15 protein-coding genes and 1 tRNA gene are annotated in these 19,488 nt (G+C 63.4%); 7 read left to right on the forward strand and 9 right to left on the reverse strand.

Translation table 11 applies throughout. The features are described 5' to 3' along the window. Window positions 1-40: 40 nt before the first annotated feature. From pgi to JFY56_RS15770, 7 genes are all read left to right on the forward strand, one after another. Window positions 41-1,705, forward strand: a complete 1,665-nt coding sequence (gene pgi, locus JFY56_RS15740; RefSeq protein ID WP_208314787.1) for a glucose-6-phosphate isomerase — start codon at window positions 41-43, stop codon at window positions 1,703-1,705. A gap of 137 nt (window positions 1,706-1,842) precedes the next feature. Then, complete coding sequence (gene acs, locus JFY56_RS15745; protein ID WP_208314788.1) at window positions 1,843-3,780, forward strand: acetate--CoA ligase; 1,938 nt, start codon at window positions 1,843-1,845, stop codon at window positions 3,778-3,780. Between the two features lie 128 nt (window positions 3,781-3,908). Further along, window positions 3,909-4,787 carry an oxygenase MpaB family protein gene (locus tag JFY56_RS15750; protein WP_208314789.1) on the forward strand — a complete coding sequence of 293 codons (879 nt, stop codon included), beginning with the start codon at window positions 3,909-3,911 and terminating at the stop codon, window positions 4,785-4,787. A gap of 92 nt (window positions 4,788-4,879) precedes the next feature. Further along, window positions 4,880-6,058 carry an acetyl-CoA C-acetyltransferase gene (locus JFY56_RS15755; RefSeq protein WP_208314790.1) on the forward strand — a complete coding sequence of 393 codons (1,179 nt, stop codon included), beginning with the start codon at window positions 4,880-4,882 and terminating at the stop codon, window positions 6,056-6,058. Window positions 6,059-6,266: 208 nt separating this feature from the next. Then, entirely contained in the window at window positions 6,267-9,311 is a 3,045-nt protein-coding gene (locus JFY56_RS15760; protein ID WP_208314791.1) for a DUF748 domain-containing protein, read from the forward strand. Continuing rightward, window positions 9,308-9,607 (forward strand): DUF2845 domain-containing protein, encoded by a 300-nt coding sequence (locus JFY56_RS15765; protein WP_208314792.1) that lies wholly within the window; start codon window positions 9,308-9,310, stop codon window positions 9,605-9,607. Before JFY56_RS15760 ends, JFY56_RS15765 begins: the two co-directional genes overlap by 4 nt. 13 nt (window positions 9,608-9,620) lie before the next feature. Next, the gene (locus JFY56_RS15770; RefSeq protein ID WP_208314793.1) at window positions 9,621-9,923 is read left to right on the forward strand and encodes a DUF2845 domain-containing protein; all 303 of its coding nucleotides are present in this window, start codon (window positions 9,621-9,623) and stop codon (window positions 9,921-9,923) included. Between the two features lie 121 nt (window positions 9,924-10,044). Here JFY56_RS15770 and JFY56_RS15775 read toward each other — a convergent pair whose 3' ends face one another. The 9 genes from JFY56_RS15775 to JFY56_RS15815 all read right to left on the reverse strand — a co-directional run bounded on the left by JFY56_RS15775 (window position 10,045) and on the right by JFY56_RS15815 (window position 19,445). Beyond that, window positions 10,045-10,395, reverse strand: a complete 351-nt coding sequence (locus tag JFY56_RS15775) for a BON domain-containing protein (RefSeq protein ID WP_208315206.1) — start codon at window positions 10,393-10,395, stop codon at window positions 10,045-10,047. 260 nt (window positions 10,396-10,655) lie between these two features. Then, entirely contained in the window at window positions 10,656-12,761 is a 2,106-nt protein-coding gene (pnp, locus tag JFY56_RS15780) for a polyribonucleotide nucleotidyltransferase (protein ID WP_208314794.1), read from the reverse strand. Between the two features lie 164 nt (window positions 12,762-12,925). After that, window positions 12,926-13,195: a 30S ribosomal protein S15 gene (gene rpsO / locus JFY56_RS15785; protein WP_208314795.1), complete on the reverse strand. Its 270-nt coding sequence runs from the start codon at window positions 13,193-13,195 to the stop codon at window positions 12,926-12,928. 98 nt (window positions 13,196-13,293) lie between these two features. Continuing rightward, window positions 13,294-14,208 carry a tRNA pseudouridine(55) synthase TruB gene (gene truB, locus JFY56_RS15790; RefSeq protein WP_208314796.1) on the reverse strand — a complete coding sequence of 305 codons (915 nt, stop codon included), beginning with the start codon at window positions 14,206-14,208 and terminating at the stop codon, window positions 13,294-13,296. Between the two features lie 3 nt (window positions 14,209-14,211). Next, window positions 14,212-14,601, reverse strand: a complete 390-nt coding sequence (gene rbfA, locus JFY56_RS15795; protein WP_208314797.1) for a 30S ribosome-binding factor RbfA — start codon at window positions 14,599-14,601, stop codon at window positions 14,212-14,214. Between the two features lie 104 nt (window positions 14,602-14,705). Then, a complete protein-coding gene (gene infB, locus JFY56_RS15800) occupies window positions 14,706-17,231 on the reverse strand; it encodes a translation initiation factor IF-2 (RefSeq protein ID WP_208314798.1) in 2,526 nt (841 codons plus the stop codon). A 27-nt stretch (window positions 17,232-17,258) separates the two neighbouring features. Beyond that, window positions 17,259-18,740 carry a transcription termination factor NusA gene (gene nusA, locus JFY56_RS15805; protein WP_208314799.1) on the reverse strand — a complete coding sequence of 494 codons (1,482 nt, stop codon included), beginning with the start codon at window positions 18,738-18,740 and terminating at the stop codon, window positions 17,259-17,261. Window positions 18,741-18,785: 45 nt separating this feature from the next. Beyond that, window positions 18,786-19,244: a ribosome maturation factor RimP gene (gene rimP, locus JFY56_RS15810; protein WP_208314800.1), complete on the reverse strand. Its 459-nt coding sequence runs from the start codon at window positions 19,242-19,244 to the stop codon at window positions 18,786-18,788. Between the two features lie 124 nt (window positions 19,245-19,368). Beyond that, window positions 19,369-19,445 (reverse strand) — tRNA-Met (locus JFY56_RS15815). Window positions 19,446-19,488: the final 43 nt, after the last annotated feature.

Raw genomic sequence — 19,488 nt, forward strand, 5'->3', positions numbered from 1 at the left:
TGCGCGTTCAAACAGTAGTCACATCCCCCGCAGGTAAGACATGGAACACCACCTCACACCGCTGGATGCCACCCGCCTCGGCAGTTGGCAGGCGCTCGTCGCGCATCGCAAGGAACTGCAGAACTTCAGCATGCGCCAGGCCTTCGTCGACGACCCGGACCGCTTCAAGCGCTTTTCCCTGAGCGCCTGCGGCCTGTTCCTCGACTTCTCGAAGAACCTGATCCGTGAGGACACCCTCGACCTGCTGGTGCAACTGGCCAAGGACGCCCACCTCGACGACGCCATCCAGGCCATGTTCCGCGGCGACGTGATCAACGCCTCCGAGCGCCGCCCGGTGCTGCATACCGCGCTGCGCCGGCCGATCGGCGACAAGGTTCTGGTGGATGGCGTGGATGTGATGCCGGAAGTGCACCGCGTGCTGCATCAGATGACCGAGCTGGTCGGCGCCGTGCACAACGGCCTGTGGCGCGGCTATACCGAGAAGCCGATCACCGACGTGGTGAACATCGGCATCGGCGGTTCCTTCCTCGGCCCGCAGCTGGTTTCCGAAGCCCTGCTGCCGTTCGCCCAGAAAGGCGTGCGCTGCCACTACCTGGCCAACATCGACGGCAGCGAGTTCCGCGAACTGGCCTGCCGCCTGAGCGCCGAGACCACCCTGTTCATCGTTTCCTCGAAGTCCTTCGGCACCCTGGAAACCCTGAAGAACGCCCAGGCCGCGCGCGCCTGGTACCTGGCCATGGGCGGTAACGAGGCGGAGCTCTACCGGCACTTCATCGCCGTTTCCAGCAACAAGGAAGCCGCCGTCTCCTTCGGCATCCGCACGGAAAACGTGTTCCCGATGTGGGACTGGGTCGGCGGGCGCTATTCGCTGTGGTCGGCCATCGGTCTGCCGATCGCCATGTCGATCGGCATTTCCAACTTCAAGGAACTGCTGTCCGGCGCCTCCAGCATGGACCAGCACTTCCTCACCGCGCCGTTCGCCAGCAACATCCCGGTGCTGCTGGCCCTGCTCGGCGTCTGGTACGGCGATTTCTGGGGTGCACGCAGCCACGCCATCCTGCCGTACGACTACTACCTGCGGAACATCACCGACCACCTGCAGCAACTGGACATGGAATCCAACGGCAAGAGCGTGCGCCAGGACGGCACGCCGGTTTCCGCCGGTACCGGCCCGGTGATCTGGGGCGGCGTCGGCTGCAACGGCCAGCACGCCTACCACCAGTTGCTGCACCAGGGCACGCACCTGATCCCGGCCGACTTCATCGTCCCGGTGAGCAGCTACAACCCGGTCGCCGACCACCATCAGTGGCTGTACGCCAACTGCCTGTCGCAGAGCCAGGCGCTGATGCTCGGCAAGAGCCGCGCGGAAGCGGAAGCCGAGCTGCGCGCCAAGGGCCTGGACGAGGCCGAGGTGCAGCGCCTGGCGCCGCACAAGGTGGTCCCCGGCAACCGCCCGAGCAACACCCTGGTGATGGAGCGCATCAGCCCCCGCCGTCTCGGCGCGCTGATCGCCATGTACGAGCACAAGGTGTACGTGCAGAGCATCCTCTGGGGCATCAACGCCTTCGACCAGTGGGGCGTGGAACTCGGCAAGGACCTCGGCAAGGGCGTCTACGGCCGCCTGGTGGGCAGCGAGGAGTTGCCCGCCGAGGACGCTTCGACCCAGGGACTGATCGACTACTTCCGCGGTCGTCACCGCGGCTGATCCCGCCCCTCCAGAGCCCGGCCCAGCGCCGGGCTCTTCGTTTCCGCCATAGACGGCACTTGAACAGCGCCGGTCATTGGACCAGTCTAGGTCCAGAGTCAAAGTTCCCGCGAACACACAAAAACAAGGAATCAGACATGTTCGAAATCACCGTTCACCCGGTGCCGGACGCCGTTCGCCAGCGTGCCCATCTCGACGACGAGGCCTACCAGCGCCTCTATCGCCAGTCCATCGAGCACCCGGAAACCTTCTGGGGCGAACAGGCCAAGGCTTTCCTCGACTGGTTCAAGCCGTGGAACTCCGTCCACCACGGCGACCTCACCAAGGGCCAGGCCAGTTGGTTCAAGGGTGGCCAACTGAACGTCGCCTACAACTGCATTGACCGCCATCTGGAAAAGCGCGGCGAACAGATCGCCATCATCTGGGAAGGCGACAACCCCGCCGAATCGGCGCACATCACCTACCGCAAGCTGCACAGCCATGTCTGCCGCCTGGCCAACGTGCTGAAGAGCCGCGGCGTGGAGAAAGGCGACCGGGTGTGCATCTACATGCCGATGATTCCCGAAGCCGCCTACGCGATGCTGGCCTGCGCGCGGATCGGCGCGATCCACTCGGTGGTGTTCGGCGGCTTCTCGCCGGACTCCCTGCGCGACCGCATCCTCGATTCCGACTGCCGCACCGTGATCACTGCCGACGAGGGCGTGCGCGGCGGCAAGTACATCCCGCTCAAGCAGAACGTGGAAAAGGCCCTGAAGGACTGCCCGAACGTCTCCACCGTGGTGGTGGTCGAGCGCACCAAGGGCGAGATTCCCTGGGTGGAAGGCCGCGACCTGTGGTACCACGAGGCGCTGAAGACGGCCAGCGACGACTGCGCGCCGGAACCGATGGACGCCGAGGACGCGCTGTTCATCCTCTACACCTCGGGCTCGACCGGCAAACCCAAGGGCGTACTGCACACCACCGGCGGTTATCTGCTGAACGTGGCGATGACCCACAAGTACGTGTTCGACTACCACGAAGGCGACATTTTCTGGTGCACCGCCGATGTCGGCTGGGTCACCGGGCACAGCTACATCGTCTACGGTCCGCTGGCCAACGGTGCCACCACGCTGATGTTCGAGGGCGTACCAAACTATCCGGACGCCTCACGTTTCTGGCAGGTGATCGACAAGCACCAGGTGAACATCTTCTACACCGCGCCGACCGCGCTGCGTGCGCTGATGCGCGAGGGCGAGGGGCCGGTGAAGAAGACCTCGCGCGCCAGCCTGCGTCTGCTCGGCTCCGTGGGCGAGCCGATCAACCCGGAAGCCTGGGAGTGGTACTACCACGTGGTCGGCGAAACCCGCTGCCCGATCGTCGATACCTGGTGGCAGACCGAGACCGGCAGCATCCTCATCACCCCGCTGCCCGGCGCCACCTCGCTGAAACCGGGTTCGGCCACCCGCCCGTTCTTCGGCGTGCAGCCGGCGCTGCTCGACGAGCAGGGCAAGGAGATCGACGGCCCCGGCGCCGGCGTGCTGGCGATCAAGGCCAGTTGGCCGAGCCAGATCCGCAGCGTCTATGGCGACCACCAGCGGATGATCGACACCTACTTCAAGCCCTATCCCGGCTACTACTTCACCGGCGACGGCGCACGCCGCGACGAGGACGGCTACTACTGGATCACCGGGCGGGTCGACGACGTGATCAACGTCTCCGGCCACCGCATCGGCACCGCCGAAGTGGAAAGCGCCCTGGTGCTGCACGACGCGGTCGCCGAGGCGGCGGTGGTGGGTTATCCGCACGACCTCAAGGGCCAAGGCATCTACGCCTTCGTCACACCGATGAGCGGCGTGGAGCCCAGCGACGAGCTGAAGCAGGAACTGCTTGGACTGGTCAGCAAGGAGATCGGCAGCTTCGCCAAGCCGGAGCTGATCCAGTGGGCCCCCGCCCTGCCGAAGACCCGTTCGGGCAAGATCATGCGACGCATCCTGCGCAAGATCGCCTGCAACGAGCTGGAAAACCTTGGCGACACCTCGACGCTGGCCGACCCGAGCGTGGTGCAGGGGCTGATCGAGGCGCGACTGAACCGGTAGCGCGGCTGCAAGCTGCAAGCTGCAAGCTGCAAGCTGCAAGCTGCAAGCTGCAAGCTGCAAGCAAGAGGTTACAGTTGTCTGTGTGCTCTAACTTGCAGCTTTCCGCTTGAAGCTCGAAGCTATCCGTCATGGAAACCATCCGCCGTCACATCGAAAGCCAGGTGCTCAGCCTGACCGGCCTCGCCCTCGGCGGGGTCGACTTCGAGTCGCCCAAGGGCGATCCCGGTCTGTTCGGGCCGGATTCGGCGTGCTGGAAAGTGCATGGCGACTTCAGCTCCATGCTGATCGGCGGCATCAGCGCGCTGCTCCTGCAGATGCTCCACCCGCTGGCCCTCGGCGGCGTGTGGGACCACTCCAACTTCCGCAACGACATGCTCGGCCGCCTGCGCCGCACCGGCCAGTTCATCTCGACCACCACCTACGGTTCGCGCGCCGATGCGGACAAGCTGATCGCCCGGGTGCGGCGCATCCACGACAACGTCCACGGCACCCTGCCCGACGGCCGCGCCTATTCCGCCAACGACCCGGACCTGCTCACCTGGGTCCATGTGGTCGAGGTGAACAGCTTCCTCAAGTCCTACCTGCGCTACCGCAATCCCGACCTGCCGGGCAGCGAACAGGACCGCTACTACGACGAGATCGCCCTGGTCGCTGAACGCCTTGGCGCACGCGATGTGCCGCGCTCGCGACGGGAGATCGACGACTACCTCGAAGGCATGCGCCCCAGCCTGGGTTACGACGAGCGCACCCGCGAGGTCGTCGAGGTGCTGCTCGATGCCCCCGCGCCGAGTTCCCTGGCCAAGCCTTTCAGCGCCCTGATGTTGCGCGCCGGCATCGACCTGTTGCCGGAGTGGGCCGGGGACATGCTCGGCCTGACCTTCAACAACGTGCAGCGCCAACTGATCCGCACCAGCGTCAAGCGCAGCGTGCCGCTGCTGCGCTGGGCCGTGCGCAACGGCTCGCTGCACCGTGCCCGCCGACGCATGGGCCTGCCGCCGCTGCGCTGACGCCCCGCCCGGAAAGGGTAGTGGTCCTGGCCGGGAGCTCTGTGTCACCATGGTTTTTTGCTTCGGCCCGCTTTATCCAGAGGATCTGCGTCATGCAAGAAGTCGTCATCGTTGCCGCCACCCGTACCGCCATCGGCAGCTTCCAGGGTTCCCTGTCGTCCATCCCGGCCGCCGATCTCGGTGCCGTGGTGATCCGCAGCCTGCTCGAACAGAGCGGCCTCGCTCCGGAACAGCTGGACGAAGTGATCCTCGGCCAGACCCTCACCGCTGGCGCCGGGCAGAACCCCGCCCGCCAGGCCGCGATCAAGGCCGGCCTGCCGGTCAGCGTACCGGCGATGACCGTCAACAAGGTCTGCGGCTCCGGCCTCAAGGCCCTGCACCTGGCGGCCCAGGCGATCCGCTGCGGCGACGCCGAGGCGATCATCGCCGGCGGCCAGGAAAGCATGAGCCTGGCGCCCTACGTCATGCCCGGCGCCCGCACCGGCCTGCGCATGGGCCACGCGAAGATGGTCGACAGCATGATCAACGACGGCCTGTGGGACGCCTTCAACGACTACCACATGGGCATCACCGCCGAGAACCTGGTGGAGAAGTACGGCCTCAGCCGCGAGCAACAGGACTCCTTCGCCGCCGAATCGCAGCGCAAGGCCGCCGAAGCCATCGAGGCCGGCCGCTTCAAGGCGGAGATCACCCCGGTGCTGATTCCGCAGCGCAAGGGCGAGCCCATCGCCTTCGACACCGATGAGCAGGTCCGCGCCGGCACTACCGCCGACTCGCTGGGCAAGCTGAAGCCGGCGTTCAAGAAGGACGGCAGCGTAACCGCCGGCAACGCCTCCACCCTCAACGACGGTGCCGCCGCCGTGCTGCTGATGAGCGCAACCAAGGCCAAGGCGCTCGGCCTGCCGGTGCTGGCGAAGATCGCCGCCTACGCCAATGCCGGCGTCGATCCGTCGATCATGGGCATCGGCCCGGTATCGGCCACCCGCCGCTGCCTGGAAAAAGCCAACTGGCAACTGGCCGACCTCGACCTGATCGAAGCCAACGAAGCCTTCGCCGCCCAGGCCCTGTCGGTCGGCAAGGAACTCGGCTGGGACGCCAGCAAGGTCAACGTCAACGGCGGCGCCATCGCCCTTGGCCACCCGATCGGCGCGTCCGGCTGCCGCGTGCTGGTGACCCTGCTGCACGAGATGATCCGCCGCGACGCGAAGAAAGGCCTGGCCACCCTCTGCATCGGTGGCGGCCAGGGCGTGGCGCTGGCCATCGAGCGCTGATCCCCTGCATCCCGCCGCCCCGTTCCAGCGGGCGGCGGGATCTTCACCTGCCGGACCGGGCGCTGAAGCCCGTCGCCATCGCCGGCGAAACAGGCCGAATTTCGCCCAGCTCCATGACCAGCCTGCCACCTGCTGCCGCATATCACCTTCGGAACTTTGTCTGCGTGCCATACTCCTAGGCACGTCACGACGGAAAGCGGCACTCCCCATGTCCAAAGGATTGATACGCACTATCGGCACTTTGGTGCTGATGGCTCTTCTTTATTGCTTGCTGGGTTTCCTGATTCTCCCCGGAATCGCCCTTCGCGTGGCGAACCAGCAACTCGCCAACTACGCCACGCTTCCGGCAAAGCTCGAACGGATCGAGTTCAACCCCTTCAGCCTGGAGCTGACCCTCTGGGGCCTGCATATCGGCGCCCCCGGGCAGGAACAGCTCAGCTTCAAGCGCCTCTACGCCAACGCCGAACTGGACAGCCTCTGGGAACGCCATCTGCATCTGGCCGATGTCGAACTGGAGGGCCCGCATACCGAGCTGCTGTTCGCTGAAGACGGCACGCTGAACCTGACCCGCCTGTTCAAGCTGCCGCCCAGCCAGCCGAGCGCCGAGCCGCCCGGAGATCCCTTCCCGCTGCGCATCGACCGCGTCGAGCTTGCCGAGGGCAGCCTGCACTTCCAGGATCGCCGCCCCAGCGAGCCCATCGACTTCCTCCTCAGACCGCTGGGGTTCGAACTGCACAACCTCACTACCCTGCCCGGCCAGGGCGCGACCATGACCCTGCTCGCCACCGGCCCGCATGGCGGCCGGCTGGACTGGAAGGGCGACCTGAGCCTGGTGCCTATCACCTCCCAGGGCAGCCTGTCGGTCAAGGGCATTCCGCTGAAGGCCTGGTGGCCGTACGTACGCGACAACGCACCGCTGGACCTGGAGAAAGGCATGCTCAGCCTTTCCTCCGACTACCGTCTCGACCTGTCGAAGGAAACCCAGCTGCTGCTCGACAAGGCGACCGTGAACCTGCAGGACTTCGCCCTGCATACCCCCGACAAGAAACCCCTGGTCAAGCTGGCCAGCCTCGACGTCAGCGACACCAGCATGGACCTGGCCAAGCGCGAAGTGGTGATCGGCCAGGTACGCAGCCAGGGCCTGGAAGCCTGGGCTGCCCGCGAGAAGGATGGCCAACTGGACTGGCAGAAGCTCTTCGCCAATTTCCAGCCCTTCAAGCGTAAGCCCGCGCCACCAGCGGAAACCACGACGCCAGCACCGGCAGAGCCGGCAAATGCAGCTCCGGCAACAGCGGAAGATGTCGCCACCGGCAAGGACAAGCAGGTTGCCGAAACGCAGACGGAAACCCCAACGCCTGCACCTGCAGAAAAACCTGCGACTGCCGAAGCGGCAACACCAGCGGAAAGCCCCTGGCATGTGCTGATCCGCGATACCCAACTGCGCGGCTACAAGGCGCACCTCGTCGACCGTGCGCCGTCGCCGGAAGTACCGCTGGATATCGGCCCGCTGGACCTGGACCTGCAGAATCTCGACAGCCTGCGCAAGTCGCCGCTGACCCTCAAGCTCAAGACCGGCCTGGGCAATCGCGGCCAGGTGGAAGCCAGCGGCCAGGTAGCTCTGGAACCGATCAGCGCCCGGCTCAAGGTCGCCACCCGGGATATCGACCTGCGCATCGCCCAGTCCTACATCAGCCCGTTCATACGCCTGGAGCTGCGCAGCGGCTTCCTCGCCAGCGATCTCGACGTCGACCTGAAGAGCACCGAGCCGCTGGCCTTCAGCGTCGGCGGCTCGGCCCAGGTCACCCAGCTGCATACCCTGGACACCCTGAAGAGCCGCGACTTCGTCAAATGGCAGCAACTGACGCTCGACGGCCTGGCCTACCAGCATGGCGACAGCCTGGCGATCCAGAGCCTGTCCCTCGAAGAGCCCTATGCGCGCTTCATCATCAACGAGGACCGCACCACCAACGTCACCGAGCTGATCATCGAGCAGCCCCAGGGCGCCGCCCCCACAAGTACCGGCGCAGCCTCGCAACCCGCCAGCAAACCGCTGGGCATCCGCATCGGCGGGATCAAGGTCAACAACGGCTCGGCCAACTTCGCCGACCTGACCCTGCGCCCCGACTTCGCCACGGCGATCCAGCAGCTCGGCGGCTCGATCGGGACCATCGACAACCGCAATCCACGGCCGGCGAACGTCGACTTCAAGGGCAAGGTCGACAAATACGCCCCGGTCAGCATCAAGGGCAGCCTGAACCCCTTCTCGCCGCTGGAGCAGCTGGATATCGCCACCAGCTTCAAGCGCGTCGAGCTGACCACCCTGACGCCCTACTCCGGCAAGTTCGCCGGCTACCGCATCCGCAAGGGGCGCCTGAACCTCGACCTGCACTACAAGATCACCAAGGGCCAGCTGAACGCCGAGAACAAGGTGCTGGTGGAAAAACTCCAGCTCGGCGAAAAGGTCGAGAGCCCGGACGCCGTCGACCTGCCCGTCAAGCTGGCGGTGGCGTTGCTGAAGGACGCCAACGGCAACATCGACATCCAGCTGCCGGTTTCCGGCGACCTGAACAACCCGCAGTTCAGCGTCATGCCGATAGTCTGGCAGACCCTGCGCAACCTGATCGTGCGGGCCGTGCAGGCGCCCTTCAAGTTCATCGCCGGCCTGGCCGGTGGCGGTGGCGATCCCGACATGGGCAGCGTGCCCTTCAGTGCCGGCTCCAACGAACTTTCGGGCACCGCCCAGGGGCGTTTGGACAAGCTCGCAGCAGCCCTGAAGCAGCGCCCTGCCCTGCGTCTGGAGGTGGAAGGCGTCAGCGCGGCATCCAGCGACGGCCCGTTGCTGGCGGAACAGCGCCTGCAGCAGGAATTCCAGAACAACTACTACCGTATCCTCCAGCGGCGCGGCGAGAAGCTACCCAGCGACGCCAGCCAGCTCGAAGTCCCGGAAGACCTGCAGCCCGCGCTGCTCGAAGGCATCTACCGCACGCGCCTGAAGCAGCAGCCGCCGGCGGAATGGAAGGAGCTCGATAAAGACGAACGTACGGCCAAACTGCATCAGGCCGTACTCGACTCCTGGAGCAAGAGCGAGCTGCTGCTGCGCAGGCTGGCCCAGGCCCGTGCAACGCAGATCAAGGACTATCTGGTCAGCAAGGGCGGGCTGCCGGATGAGCGCGTCTACCTGATCGACGTCAGCCTCGCCGAGGCGGAGAATAACGGGGACGTCATCAGCCAGCTGAACCTCGACAGCGAATGAAAACCCTCTGTCTGAACCTTCTCCTGCCGTGCACGCTGCTGCTCGGCGCAACCGCGGCGCAGGCGGAAAGCATGCGCTGCGGCAGTGCCCTGGTCAGCATCGGCGACCGCGCATGGGAAGTCGAAAAGAAATGCGGTACTCCTGCCCACCGCGATGAGGTCGGCTACACGCTCGGCGGCTACGACCGGCGGGAGTTCCGCGTCGAGGAATGGGTCTACGGACCGCGCAACGGCACCACCTACATCCTCACCTTCGAAGCCAATCGCCTCAAGTCGATTGAATTCCAGCGCAACTGACAATGGATTGCCCATGCGCCCACTACTTCTGCTGCTCCCGCTCCTGCTACTCGCCAGCGTCGAACTCCAGGCCGCGAGCCTGCGCTGCAACAGCAAGCTGATCAGCACCGGCGACAGCACCAGCGATGTGCTGAGCCGCTGCGGCGAGCCCGTCGATCGGGCCCACCTGGGCTACAAGGAAATATCCGTCGGCTGGGGCCAGCGCACCGAAGTAGCGGTCGAGGAATGGATCTACGGCCCGTGGAACGGCATGGTCTACTTCGTCCGTTTCGAAGGCAATCGCCTGACCACCATCCAGAGCAAGCGCGGCAACTGATCGCCAGACTCGCCAGTCACATGGAGAAAAGCCCCGCCGGGTAGTCCCGTGCGGAGCTTCGTCCATGCATCCCTGCATACTCGATTGCTGAGCTTCCCGGCTCCAGCCGTAGCGCCGGAAATCACTCGACGGATTTCAGGCCATCGGCGGCTACATCCTTCACGCCCTTGATGCCCTGAGCAGTCTGCACGGCAAGATCACGCTCGGCATCGGTCTTCACCGTACCGGACAGGGCAACCACACCCTGGTTGGTCTCGACCTTGATGTTGGTGCCACTGATGTCCTTGTTGGCAATGAGGCTGGATTTGACCTTGCTGGTGATCCAGGTGTCGGAAACCGCTTCTTCGGCTTTTTGTACCGTATCGTTCGCTGCCAGCGTGGTCGGCTGAGCGAACACCGTATTGGCGAACGAGAAGCTCAGGGCAGTCGCAGTAGCGGTTGCAAGGGCCAGCTTGCGGAAATTGGATTTCATGGCGGTTTCTCCTGTTTCATTCGGGAAACTGCGGCCAATTCCTGGCGGCAGTTGCACAGTTACCGTCGCAACACCTGTGCCAGCCTTCGGTGACAGTAAAAGTCCAGACTTATCAGACAGATACGAAAACCTGTCTTGGGCAATCTGCAAGGCTGCGCAAAAACCACCGTGCAGAATGCACGACTGGCAGGTCCGCCAAATCCTTTTCTCCAGACAAAAAAAGAGGGCCCACAAGGGGCCCTCTCCGTTTCGCCGTTTGCTTACACGCCAGAGGCTTCGGCAGCGGCAACGTCCTTGATGGACAGCTTGATGCGGCCACGGTTGTCCACATCGAGCACCAGGACTTTGACTTCCTGGCCTTCCTGCAGCACGTCGGTGACCTTGTCGATGCGCTTGTCGCTGATCTGCGAGATGTGCACCAGACCATCCTTGCCCGGCAGGATGTTGACGAAGGCGCCGAAGTCGACGATACGCTCGACCTTGCCGACGTAGATCTTGCCGATCTCGGCTTCCGCGGTGATCGCCAGGACGCGCTGCTTGGCGGCCTCGGCGGCGTCCTTGGTTTCGCCGTAGATCTTCACGCTGCCATCGTCCTCGATGTCGATCGAGGCCTTGGTTTCTTCGCAGATCGCGCGGATGGTGGCGCCGCCCTTGCCGATGACGTCGCGGATCTTGTCCGAATCGATCTTCATCTGAATCATGGTCGGAGCGTTTTCCGACAGCTCTGCACGCGGAGCGGCAATGACCTGGTTCATCTGGCCGAGGATGTTCAGGCGAGCTTCCAGGGCCTGGCCCAGGGCGATCTCCATGATCTCTTCGGTGATGCCGTTGATCTTGATGTCCATCTGCAGGGCGGTAACGCCCTTGTCGGTACCGGCGACCTTGAAGTCCATGTCGCCCAGGTGGTCTTCGTCACCCAGGATGTCGGTCAGGACGGCGAACTTGTCACCTTCCTTGACCAGACCCATGGCAATACCGGCAACCGGCGCCTTGACCGGAACGCCTGCATCCATCAGAGCCAGCGAAGCACCGCAAACGGAAGCCATGGAGCTGGAGCCGTTGGATTCGGTGATTTCGGAAACCACGCGGATGGTGTACGGGAAATCAGCCTGCTGCGGCAGCATGGCAGCGACGCTGCGGCGGGCCAGACGACCGTGACCGATCTCGCGACGGCCCGGGCTGCCCATACGGCCGCACTCGCCCACCGAGAACGGCGGGAAGTTGTAGTGCAGCATGAAGGGGTCTTTACGCTCGCCTTCCAGGGTATCCAGCAGCTGAGCGTCGCGCGCGGTGCCGAGGGTGGCAACGACCAGCGCCTGGGTTTCGCCACGGGTGAACAGCGCGGAACCGTGGGTTTTGCCCAGAACGCCGACTTCGATCTTCAGCGGGCGAACGGTGCGGGTGTCGCGACCATCGATACGCGGCTTGCCGTTGACGATGTTCTCGCGAACGGTGCGGTATTCCAGCAGACCGAAGACATCTTTGACTTCGCCAGCCGGGAACTGGCCTTCGCCTTCACCGGCGAACTTGGCGACGATCTGATCGCGCAGGGCGTCCAGAGCGGCGTAACGCTCCTGCTTGATGGTGATGGTGTACGCCTCGGAGATGGCAGCACCGAACTCGCCCTTGATGGCGTTGACCAGCGCGGTGTTCTCGACCGGAGCGGTCCAGTTCCAGGTCGGTTTGCCAGCTTCGGCAGCGAGTTCCTGAACGGCACGGATGACCGACTGGAATTCGTCGTGTGCGAACAGCACGGCGCCCAGCATCTGGTCTTCGGTCAGCTCGTCGGCCTCGGATTCAACCATCAGGACGGCGTCAGCGGTACCGGCCACGACCATGTCGAGGCTGGAGCTCTGCTGCTGTTCGTAATTCGGGTTGAGGATGTAGCCGAGTTCCGGGTGGAAGCCAACACGGGCGGCGCCGATCGGACCGGCGAACGGAATACCGGAGATCGCCAGGGCGGCGGAGGTGCCGATCATGGCAGCGATGTCCGGATCGGACTTCTTGCCGGTGGAAACGACGGTGCAGACGACCTGCACTTCGTTCATGAAGCCTTCCGGGAACAGCGGGCGGATCGGACGGTCGATCAGGCGCGAGGTCAGGGTTTCCTTCTCGGAAGGACGGCCTTCACGCTTGAAGAAACCACCGGGAATGCGGCCGGCTGCGTAGGTTTTTTCCTGGTAGTGAACGGAGAGCGGGAAGAAGCCCTTGTTCGGGTCGGCCTGCTTGGCACCTACGACGGTTACCAGCACGGTAACGTCGTCCATGGTGACCAGCACAGCGCCGGTGGCCTGACGGGCAATACGGCCAGTCTCGAGGGTTACGGTCGATTGACCGAACTGGAATTTCTTGATTACCGGGTTCACGGTGTTTTCCTTCTCTTTGTTGCCTTGGGGGAAACTGTGGGAATGTCGGGAGTCGGCCCGTTTTCATTCCCTTAAAAAGCGGAAAGCTGGGAGCCCGAAGCCGAAGGCCGGTTCGCACCGACTTTCAGCTCCAAGCTCCCAGCCTCCCACTTCAGGCTTACGTCTTAACGACGCAGGCCCAGGCGACCGATCAGGGCGCTGTAACGAGCAGTGTCCTTGCTCTTCAGGTAGTCCAGCAGCTTACGACGCTGGTTGACCATGCGGATCAGACCACGACGGGAGTGGTGGTCTTTGCCGTTGGCCTTGAAGTGGTCCTGCAGCTTGTTGATGTTGGCGGACAGCAGTGCAACCTGCACTTCCGGGGAACCGGTGTCGCCTTCAGCTTGCTTGTACTCGTTAACGATCTGGGCTTTCTCTTGGACGCTCAGTGCCATGATGGGGCTTCCTCTGAGGTAACAGGCCAGGGACTTTTCCCTGTGTTCATAAAAGAGGAGTGACCGTGCCTGCTGACAGCCACCCTCGGGTTTCGGTCTTACGACCGAATCAGTCGACGCGGGGCGATTCGCCCGTCGTCCGTCACCTCACCGATACCGATGAAGCGACCTTGATGATCCTGTACACGCATCCAGCCGAACTTCGGAGCATCCGGGGCGCGTACGGGTTGTCCGTGCAACCAGTAATAGGCGCTGTGCTCGGAAAGCTGGATCAGCGGCCAGTGCTCCAGGCCCGAATCCACTGGCATCAGGAAACGATCCAGCGCTTCGTTGCCGCCTTCGGCATGGGCCTGTTCCAGGGCTTCCAGGCTGATGGCCTGGTCCAGCCCGAACGGGCCCGCCTGGGTCCTGCGCAATGCCGCGACATGCGCGCCGCAACCTAGCGCCTGGCCGATATCCTCGACCAGAGTACGCACATAGGTGCCTTTGCTGCAGGCTACCGCCAGCGTCGCGCAAGGCGCTTCGAAGGCGAGCAAATCCAAGCGCGCAATAGTAACAGAACGCGCCTCGCGCTCCACTACTTCTCCTGCACGCGCCAGCTTGTAAAGCGGCTGGCCGTCCTTCTTCAGCGCCGAGTACATCGGCGGGACCTGCTCTATATCGCCACGGAAACGTGGCAGTACCGCCTCGATCTGTTCCCGACCGACGGTCACTTCGCGCTGCTCGACGACCTCGCCCTCGGCATCGCCGGTGGTCGTGGTCAGGCCGAGTTGCATGACCGTCTCGTAGCCCTTGTCGGCGTCCAGCAGGTACTGGGAAAACTTGGTCGCCTCGCCGAAGCACAGCGGCAGCACGCCAGTAGCCAGTGGATCGAGGCTGCCGGTGTGCCCGGCCTTCTCGGCGTTGATCAGCCAGCGCACCTTCTGCAACGCCTGGTTGGAACTCATGCCACGCGGCTTGTCCAGAATCAGCACGCCGTTGACTGCGCGGCGGATACGTTTTACCTGGGCCACGCCTTACTCCTCGGTATCCTTGCTGTGCCCGCGATCCTCGGCGACGGCGCGCTCGATCAGCGCCGACAGTTCAGCACCGCGACGAATACTCGCGTCATAGCTGAAGTGCAGTTGCGGCACGGTACGCAGCTTCATCGCCTTGCCCAACTGCATGCGCAGGAAGCCCGCTGCATCGTTGAGGATCGAGATGTTCTGCTTGATCACCTCGGCGTTGTCGTCCTGACCCATGACGGTAATGAACACCTTGGCATGGGACAGGTCACGAGCGACGTCGACGCCAGTGATGGTCACCAGCCCGAGGCGCGGGTCCTTGATCTCACGCTGGATCAGCAGTGCCAGCTCACGCTGCATCTGATCGCCGATGCGCTGGGTGCGGCTGTATTCTTTTGCCATTTTCCTAACCTGCCTCCACCGGCCTACGGCCAATGGACAAATAAGCGACAAACGCCCGGGACAGCTGAAAAGCCGGCCCGGGCGCTGTGGTTGCGCTCACATCATCAGAGACTGCGAGCGACTTCGACCTTCTCGAATACTTCGATCTTGTCGCCAACGCGAACGTCGTTATAGCTCTTCACGCCGATACCGCACTCCATGCCGGCACGGACTTCGGCGACGTCGTCCTTGAAGCGACGCAGGGATTCCAGTTCGCCTTCGAAGATCACAACGTCGTCGCGCAGTACACGGATCGGACGGTTGCGGTGCACCAGACCCTCGGTGACCATGCAGCCGGCGACCGCGCCGAACTTCGGCGAGCGGAACACATCGCGGACTTCGGCGATGCCGAGGATGTTCTCGCGAACATCGCTGCCGAGCATGCCGGTCAAGGCTTTCTTGACGTCCTCGATGATGTCGTAGATCACGTTGTAATAACGCATATCCAGACCTTCAGCTTCGACGATCTTGCGCGCACCCGCATCGGCACGCACGTTGAAGCCGAACAGCACGGCGTTTGAAGCCAGTGCGAGGTTGGCATCCGACTCGGTGATACCACCGACGCCGCCACCTACCACACGAACCTGTACTTCATCGTTGCCCAGACCGCTGAGCGAACCCTGCAGGGCTTCCAAGGAACCACGGACGTCGGATTTGAGGACGATGTTGAGCGTCTTCTTCTCTTCCTGACCCATGTTCTCGAAGATATTTTCCAGCTTACCGGCGTGGGCACGTGCCAGTTTGACTTCGCGGAACTTGCCCTGACGGAACAGAGCGACTTCGCGGGCCTTCTTCTCGTCGGCAACCACGGTCAGTTCATCACCGGCTTCCGGAGTGCCATCCAGACCGAGGATCTCGACCGGAATTGCCGGACCGGCTTCCTTGATCGGCTTGCCGTTCTCGTCGAGCATGGCACGCACGCGGCCATAGGTGACGCCGCACAGAACCATGTCGCCCTGACGCAGGGTGCCATCTTGAACAAGCACGGTTGCCACCGGGCCACGGCCCTTGTCCAGACGCGATTCGACGACCACACCACGGCCCGGAGCCGACGGGGTAGCGGTCAGCTCGAGAACCTCGGCCTGCAGCAGTACGGCTTCGAGCAGTTCGTCGACGCCGGTACCGAGCTTCGCCGAAACAGGAACGAAAGGCGCATCGCCGCCCCACTCTTCCGGAATCACATCCAGCGCGGCCAGGCCGTTCTTGATGTTGTCCGGATTGGCTTCCGGCTTATCGATCTTGTTCACCGCGACCACGATCGGAACGCCAGCCGCTTTCGCATGCTGCACGGCTTCCTGGGTCTGCGGCATCACACCGTCGTCCGCCGCAACCACGAGGATCACGATGTCGGTAGCCTTGGCGCCACGGGCACGCATCGCGGTGAACGCGGCGTGGCCAGGGGTGTCGAGGAAGGTGACCATGCCGCGGTCGGTTTCCACGTGGTAGGCGCCGATGTGCTGGGTAATGCCGCCAGCTTCGCCAGCCGCCACCTTGGCACGACGGATGTAGTCGAGCAGCGAGGTCTTGCCGTGGTCGACGTGACCCATCACGGTCACTACCGGCGCGCGGGATACCGCCTCGCCTTCGAACTTCAGCAATTCTGCCAACTGCTCTTCCAGAGCGTTCTCGCTGACCAGCTTGACCTTGTGGCCCAGCTCTTCGGCGACCAGCTGTGCGGTCTCCTGGTCGAGCACCTGGTTGATGGTCACCGGAGTGCCCATCTTGAACATGAACTTGACGACTTCAGCGCCCTTCACCGACATCTGCTGAGCAAGCTCACCCACAGTGATGGTTTCGCCGATACTGACTTCGCGCACAATGGGTCCTGTCGGGCTCTGGAACCCGTGCTGATTACGCTTCTTCAGTTTCCCCTTGCCGCGACCGCCACGACGGCCGAAACCGTCCTCGTCGTCTACCGGGCTGCGCACTACGCGCGGAGCAGAGGTCTTTTCCTTTTCCTTGATCGACGGGCGATGCTGCGCATGCTTGCGATCGCGGCGTTCGTCTTCTTCCTCGCGCTTGGGCGCACGACGAACCTCTTCCTTCTTGCGCTCGTCGGCTGTCGGCGCGGCCGGCGCAGCAACCGCTGCGGCAGGAACCGGCACGGGCGCAACCGGGGCGACAGGAGCAGCCGGCGCCTGGCCAGCAGGGGCTGTAGCCTGACGGGCAGCCTCGGCCTTGCGACGGGCTTCCTCTTCGGCAGCGCGCTGGCGGGCCTCTTCCTCGGCTTTCAGGCGAGCAGCCTCTTCCGCTGCACGCTGCTCTTCCAGCTCGCGCTGCTTCTCGGCCTCAAGCTCATCCGGGCTGCGCTTGACGTATGTCTTCTTCTTGCGAACCTCAACGCTGACCGTCTTGCTACCCGAGACTTTCAGGGTAGAGGTGGTCTTGCGCTGCAAGGTGATCTTGCGTGGTTCTTCCAGGCGATCGCCGTGGCTGCTCTTCAGATGAGCCAGCAGGGCCTGCTTCTCGCCGTCGGTTACAACCTGTTCAGCGCTGGTATGCGACAGACCTGCGTCGCGCATCTGCTGCAGCAGGCGCTCAACCGGCGTATCGACCACTTGGGCCAGTTCTTTCACCGTGACTTGCGTCATGCACTTCTCTCCTCAGGCCGCGAATGCTTACTCGAACCAATGGGCTCGGGCGGCCATGATCAACTTGCCGGCACGCTCTTCGTTCATACCGTCGATGTCGAGCAGGTCGTCAATCGACTGCTCGGCAAGGTCTTCGCGAGTGGTTACGCCACGCAGCGCCAGGTCCAGCGCCAGCTCTTTGGTCATCCCATCGAGGCTGAGCAGGTCTTCGGCCGGTTGCGCGTCGGCAAGTTTTTCTTCAGTGGCGATGGCTTTGGTCAGCAGGCGATCCTTGGCGCGCGAGCGCAGCTCATTGACGATGTCCTCGTCGAAGCCGTCGATGCTGAGCATCTCTTCCATCGGTACGTAGGCGATTTCTTCCAGGGTGGTGAAACCTTCTTCCACCAGTACCTGAGCAAGTTCCTCATCGACGTCCAATTCGTCGACAAAACGCTGCAGGACGTCGCCAGTCTCAGCCTGCTGCTTGGCCTGAATGTCGGCCTCGGTCATCACGTTCAGGGTCCAGCCCGTGAGCTGGCTGGCCAGACGCACGTTCTGGCCACTGCGGCCAATGGCCTGGGCCAGGTTGTCTTCGGCGACGGCGATATCCATGGTGTGGGTATCTTCGTCGACGATGATCGCCGCCACTTCGGCCGGAGCCATGGCATTGATCACGAATTGTGCGGGGTTGTCGTCCCACAGCACGATGTCCACGCGCTCGCCGCCCAGTTCACCGGAAACGGCCTGTACACGCGAACCGCGCATACCGATGCAGGCGCCCTGCGGATCGATACGCTTGTCCTTGGAACGAACGGCAATCTTGGCGCGCGAACCCGGGTCACGGGCGGCGGCCATCACGTCGATCAGTTGCTCGGCGATTTCCGGCACTTCGATACGGAACAGCTCGATCAGCATTTCCGGCGCGGTACGCGACAGCACCAGCTGCGGGCCGCGGTTCTCGCTGCGAATTTCCTTGAGCAGGGCACGCACGCGGGTACCGACGCGGAAAGTCTCGCGCGGGATGATCTGGTCGCGGGCCAGCAGCGCTTCGGCGTTGTTGCCGAGGTCGACGATGACGTTGTCGCGGGTGACCTTCTTCACGGTGCCGGAGATGATCTCGCCAACCTTCTCGCGATAGGCGTCGACCACCTGGGCGCGTTCGGCTTCGCGGACCTTCTGCACGATGACCTGCTTGGCGGTCTGTGCAGCGATGCGGCCGAACTCGATGGACTCGATCTTTTCCTCGATCACTTCGCCGGCCTTCATGCCGGGGTGCTCTTCCTGGACGTCCTCTACGGTCAGCTCGGCGGCCGGGTTGGAATAGTCCTCGTCCTCGACGATAGTCCAACGGCGGAACGTTTCGTAGTTACCGTTGCTACGGTTGATCTGCACGCGCAGGTCGACCTCGTCCTCGAAACGCTTCTTGGTGGCGGTCGCCAGAGCCAGTTCCAGCGCTTCGAAAATCACGCCGGGCGGTACACCCTTTTCATTGGATACCGACTCAACAACCAGCAGTACTTCTTTGCTCATCGTACGCCTCGCCTTTCAATCCATTGGAACCCGCTGACTCGCGGCTCACTCAAATCGGGGAATGATGTTGGCCTTATCGATCGATTCGATCGGCAGCAGGTATTCATGATTGTCCACGAGGACCACCACGTCCTGCTCCTCCACACCACGGAGAATGCCCTGGAAGTTGCGCCGCCGTTCGAAAGGCGTGCGCAGTTTGATCTTCACCTGCTCACCAACGTAGCGGGCGAATTGGTCGAGAGTGAACAGCGGCCGATCCATGCCCGGCGACGACACCTCAAGGGTGTACTCGCCACTGATGGGATCTTCGACGTCGAGCACCCCGCTGACCTGCCGGCTGACCGCTTCGCAGTCGTCGATCAGAATTCCTTCGGGACGATCGATATATACCCTCAGCAGGGAATGGCGACCCTGGGAAATGTATTCCAGGCCCCAGCACTCATAGCCGAGCGCTTCTACTACAGGGGCCAACAAGGCCTGCAACTGTTCTAGCTTGCTCGACACCTGATCGCCTCGCGTATGCTGTAGAAACAAAAAATGGGCGAAACGCCCATCCCTATGTGCCGCCCAACCGTGGCGGCGGACTGTCCAGCTAGCAAAAAGCCCCTTAAAAGGGGCTCTGCCAAACTGGTTGCGGGAGCTGGATTTGAACCAACGACCTTCGGGTTATGAGCCCGACGAGCTACCAGACTGCTCCATCCCGCGTCAAAGCTGGTGCAAAATTATACGGACAGCGACCATGCAGGTC

The organism is Pseudomonas schmalbachii (assembly GCF_017589465.1).
GTDB classification, from domain to species: domain Bacteria; phylum Pseudomonadota; class Gammaproteobacteria; order Pseudomonadales; family Pseudomonadaceae; genus Pseudomonas; species Pseudomonas schmalbachii.

Bases quoted from the DNA above. Each gene is read 5' to 3' on its own strand.
- pgi (WP_208314787.1), top strand. From the start codon at position 41: ATGGAACACCACCTCACACCGCTGGATGCCACCCGCCTCGGCAGTTGG.
- acs (WP_208314788.1), top strand. From the start codon at position 1,843: ATGTTCGAAATCACCGTTCACCCGGTGCCGGACGCCGTTCGCCAGCGT.
- JFY56_RS15750 (WP_208314789.1), top strand. From the start codon at position 3,909: ATGGAAACCATCCGCCGTCACATCGAAAGCCAGGTGCTCAGCCTGACC.
- JFY56_RS15755 (WP_208314790.1), top strand. From the start codon at position 4,880: ATGCAAGAAGTCGTCATCGTTGCCGCCACCCGTACCGCCATCGGCAGC.
- JFY56_RS15760 (WP_208314791.1), top strand. From the start codon at position 6,267: ATGTCCAAAGGATTGATACGCACTATCGGCACTTTGGTGCTGATGGCT.
- JFY56_RS15765 (WP_208314792.1), top strand. From the start codon at position 9,308: ATGAAAACCCTCTGTCTGAACCTTCTCCTGCCGTGCACGCTGCTGCTC.
- JFY56_RS15770 (WP_208314793.1), top strand. From the start codon at position 9,621: ATGCGCCCACTACTTCTGCTGCTCCCGCTCCTGCTACTCGCCAGCGTC.
- JFY56_RS15775 (WP_208315206.1), bottom strand. From the start codon at position 10,395: ATGAAATCCAATTTCCGCAAGCTGGCCCTTGCAACCGCTACTGCGACT.
- rpsO (WP_208314795.1), bottom strand. From the start codon at position 13,195: ATGGCACTGAGCGTCCAAGAGAAAGCCCAGATCGTTAACGAGTACAAG.
- rbfA (WP_208314797.1), bottom strand. From the start codon at position 14,601: ATGGCAAAAGAATACAGCCGCACCCAGCGCATCGGCGATCAGATGCAG.
- infB (WP_208314798.1), bottom strand. From the start codon at position 17,231: ATGACGCAAGTCACGGTGAAAGAACTGGCCCAAGTGGTCGATACGCCG.
- nusA (WP_208314799.1), bottom strand. From the start codon at position 18,740: ATGAGCAAAGAAGTACTGCTGGTTGTTGAGTCGGTATCCAATGAAAAG.